This window comes from Brenneria populi (assembly GCF_036016195.1).
Lineage (GTDB): Bacteria > Pseudomonadota > Gammaproteobacteria > Enterobacterales > Enterobacteriaceae > Brenneria > Brenneria populi.
Genome location: NZ_JAYWTM010000059.1, coordinates 1 through 2,898, shown reverse-complemented (window position 1 = coordinate 2,898; position 2,898 = coordinate 1). Strand labels below are relative to the sequence as shown.

Here is a 2,898-nt window from a genome sequence, read left to right as displayed (position 1 = left end):
TCAGGTATCGGTTCAGTCCTCTTCTGATAAGTGGGTTGATGAGAATTGACGCAGAAAATGTGCGTCAGATGACAGGGCACGCCGGAAAGCGTTGTGGCGTAAGGGCTGGCGCAGAGATCGTTCGCGGCGTCACTTGCAACGGCTTTGAGCCGTATGAAGTGACGCCGCTGCCTCATGGATGCATTCGCTGAGGCAGCAAAAGGCCACAGACGGTTGCGCCAGCTATAAAGGGTGTTGTACGCATCAATGCGTATGCAAAAAGCAGTTGCTTCACGAAGAACAAGCAGGATATGGCACTAAGGCGCTGAAATAAGGTAGCTACCATCGCCGCAGCGATCACCCGCAAACTGGTAGCGGAGCGGGTTGGGCGTCGACCACACAGGTTGGTCCTGCGCATTGCCTTGAAGGTCGTGGCAACATGGGAGTGCTGCTTGCAGCAGCGGTGTGACACGGACAATCTACAGCGCCAAAATCCGTATATCAAGCGGCTAACGCGCTACGCTTGTTGGCTCCTTACTAGATTTCCATTCCATAGAAATCCAGTAAGGAGCGTCTAAATCCACTAGCAGTATGAAAAAAATTTTGTAAATTTTCACCGGGTGGGTTTTCAATCCATCTCCCCTTCTCCGCCCTGCCCACGCCCGATATCCTGATAGCGGGAAGGCCAGATCTCTTCCGGTTGTTTTTTCAGTGCATCAGCAATTAAGCGCTCACCCTTCGGCCAGTGTCGCGTCAACGCATTCGCCAGCGTGGACGAGGCCAGTCCCGCCTCTCTGGAAACCGCAGCCAGCGTTGTTCCCTGCTTTCTCAAAGATGCAATGATATCAGCAGGATGCCAGTCATTTTTATTCATCTCTCTAACTCCTCTCCATAACGAATTTCATTAATTATCCTGTTTTGGGATAATTAATGAAATGACTGATATTCGATTTTGGGATATCAGTCAAGGTTAACGAAATGGCGTCAATTTATTCAGAAGAATATCAAAGCGTTATAAAAACGCTTCGGGCAGCCAGAATCAGGAAAGGCATCAGCCAGCAAAGTCTGGCCGAATCGTTAGGCCGACCACAGTCGTTTATCGCCAAAGTCGAAAATGGTGAACGCAGGCTGGATGTTGTGGAATTTGCCTGTATCGCGCATCTGCTATCCATAGATATCGCCACTGTCTTAGAGAAAATAATTAATAAAAAACAGTTAAGTAGACATAAATCCTGATCAACCGCCAATGCTGTTAATCCTATTTTGGGATAAATCAATCCGTCATTGATAGTCAATCCGGTCTTTCTAACGGAATTGATCAGATGGCTTCCATTTACTCCGATGAATATCAACGCGTTATCAAGGCGCTGCGCGAGGCACGCATAGAGAAAGGGGTCACGCAGGAAAGCCTGGCTCAGGCGCTGGATCGCCCTCAGTCGTTTATCGCCAAGGTCGAAAACGGAGAGCGCCGGTTAGACATCGTCGAATTTGTCCACCTTGCCCGTTTGCTCTCGATCGATCCCATCAGCATCATTGGCAAGATCCCGGCGAAACATAAGCCGCTTAGCGCAAAATAATTTCACGTAACAACGGCGCGCCTTCCACAGGCTGCATCCAGCTGCTTGCCGCGATACCGATCGCACCGACACCTCGCGGCGCAGCGGTATTCATCACTGCTCCCCCGGCCTCCCACCGATCCAACCTGTCGGCCCATTCCTGCATCATCATCCGCCGCTGCTCAACGTAAACCGCATGGTTATAAGCGGCGCGGATCTTATTAGGATCGGCATGGGATAATTGCACTTCGATCCACTCTTTCGGGTAGCCGAGTTCGTTAAGCGCCGTCGAGATCGTCGCCCGGATGCCGTGACCGGTTAGTCGGTCTGCATAACCTATACGTTTCAGCGCGCTGTTAAGCGTATTTTCGCTGATGCGCTTTTGCAGATTGTTGCAATTGGGAAGCAGGTAGCGTTGCGCCGGTCGTCGCTTCTGCAACGTTAAAAATGCTTTCACGATGTCGATGGCCTGTCGCGGCAGCGGCACCACATAAGCCGGGACGCTGTTACCTTCCCGGCGCATCCTGACCTGCAACTGTTTGACCGATGCGGGTGGAATAATCCACAGCCCACGCTTAAGATCGAACTGGTCAGGTTCAGCAAGGCGCAACTCGCCGGTACGCACGCCGGTCAACAACAGCAGGCGTAAGCCCTGTTGGGTTGTCTCCTGCCCGTTGTAGTCGCGCAGCTTGCGCAAAAACGATGGTAACTCATCCATGCACAAAAAGGGATTGTGCGTCACAGGCGGTCGGGGCGCGGCTACAATATCCAGATCGCTGGCCGGATTGTAGCGCACGCCTTTTTCCACTTTGGCATAGCGAAACAGTTGGTTCAGCCACGTTCTTACTTTCTCAGCGGTGGTAAATGCCCTCCGCCGCTCAATCCGGCGCAGAATTTCCAGAATATGCGACGGCTCTACATCGAAAATCGGCAGACCACCCAGCGACGGCAGCACGTCTTTAGCGAAGATGCGATCGATCTGCGACAGCGTACTTTGTCGTCCGCTCTCCAGACTCAGCGCCTTGAAGTCGCGCCACTGGCGGAACACTGCATCAAAGGTATTTTGCTCCGCAGCGTTGCACTGCTGCCGATAGCTACGCGGATCGTTACCCGCAGCCAGCTGCGCACGCAGTTCGTCGCGCTGCTGGCGCGCCTGTTTCAGGGAGAAGGCGGGATAAGAACCGAGCGAAATTCGCTGCTGTTTACCCTGTAACGAAAAGCGGAAGTGCCATTTCTTCGCGCCTTTACCGGTCACGAACAATGACAGCCCGTCGGTATCGTTAAGAGTATAGGCTTTGCCAGTGGTGCGGGCCTGCCGGGCGACGGCATCAGTTAACGCCATAGGGGTTGCCTCCTTCAGTGC

Annotated in this window: 4 protein-coding genes; 2 read left to right on the top strand and 2 right to left on the bottom strand. The window is 52.9% G+C overall.

Annotated features, from left to right (window positions below; translation table 11 throughout):
* Positions 1–607 precede the first annotated feature (607 nt).
* A complete protein-coding gene (locus VSX58_RS22360) occupies positions 608–853 on the bottom strand; it encodes a helix-turn-helix domain-containing protein (RefSeq protein WP_327619975.1) in 246 nt (81 codons plus the stop codon).
* Between the two features lie 104 nt (positions 854–957).
* On the opposite strand from VSX58_RS22360, the gene VSX58_RS22355 reads away from it, so the two are divergent.
* Both VSX58_RS22355 and VSX58_RS22350 read left to right on the top strand, forming a co-directional pair.
* Positions 958–1,215, top strand: a complete 258-nt coding sequence (locus VSX58_RS22355) for a helix-turn-helix domain-containing protein (RefSeq protein WP_327619974.1) — start codon at positions 958–960, stop codon at positions 1,213–1,215.
* Positions 1,216–1,301: 86 nt separating this feature from the next.
* The gene (locus tag VSX58_RS22350) at positions 1,302–1,556 is read left to right on the top strand and encodes a helix-turn-helix domain-containing protein (protein WP_129712291.1); all 255 of its coding nucleotides are present in this window, start codon (positions 1,302–1,304) and stop codon (positions 1,554–1,556) included.
* On the opposite strand, the gene VSX58_RS22345 is transcribed toward VSX58_RS22350, so the two are convergent.
* Positions 1,543–2,877 carry a tyrosine-type recombinase/integrase gene (locus VSX58_RS22345; RefSeq protein WP_407654916.1) on the bottom strand — a complete coding sequence of 445 codons (1,335 nt, stop codon included), beginning with the start codon at positions 2,875–2,877 and terminating at the stop codon, positions 1,543–1,545. The genes VSX58_RS22350 and VSX58_RS22345 overlap by 14 nt on opposite strands.
* Positions 2,878–2,898: the final 21 nt, after the last annotated feature.

What these genes read in the sequence shown, in the direction of transcription:
- VSX58_RS22360 (WP_327619975.1), bottom strand. Translation starts at nt 853, where the DNA reads ATGAATAAAAATGACTGGCATCCTGCTGATATCATTGCATCTTTGAGA.
- VSX58_RS22355 (WP_327619974.1), top strand. Translation starts at nt 958, where the DNA reads ATGGCGTCAATTTATTCAGAAGAATATCAAAGCGTTATAAAAACGCTT.
- VSX58_RS22350 (WP_129712291.1), top strand. Translation starts at nt 1,302, where the DNA reads ATGGCTTCCATTTACTCCGATGAATATCAACGCGTTATCAAGGCGCTG.
- VSX58_RS22345 (WP_407654916.1), bottom strand. Translation starts at nt 2,877, where the DNA reads ATGGCGTTAACTGATGCCGTCGCCCGGCAGGCCCGCACCACTGGCAAA.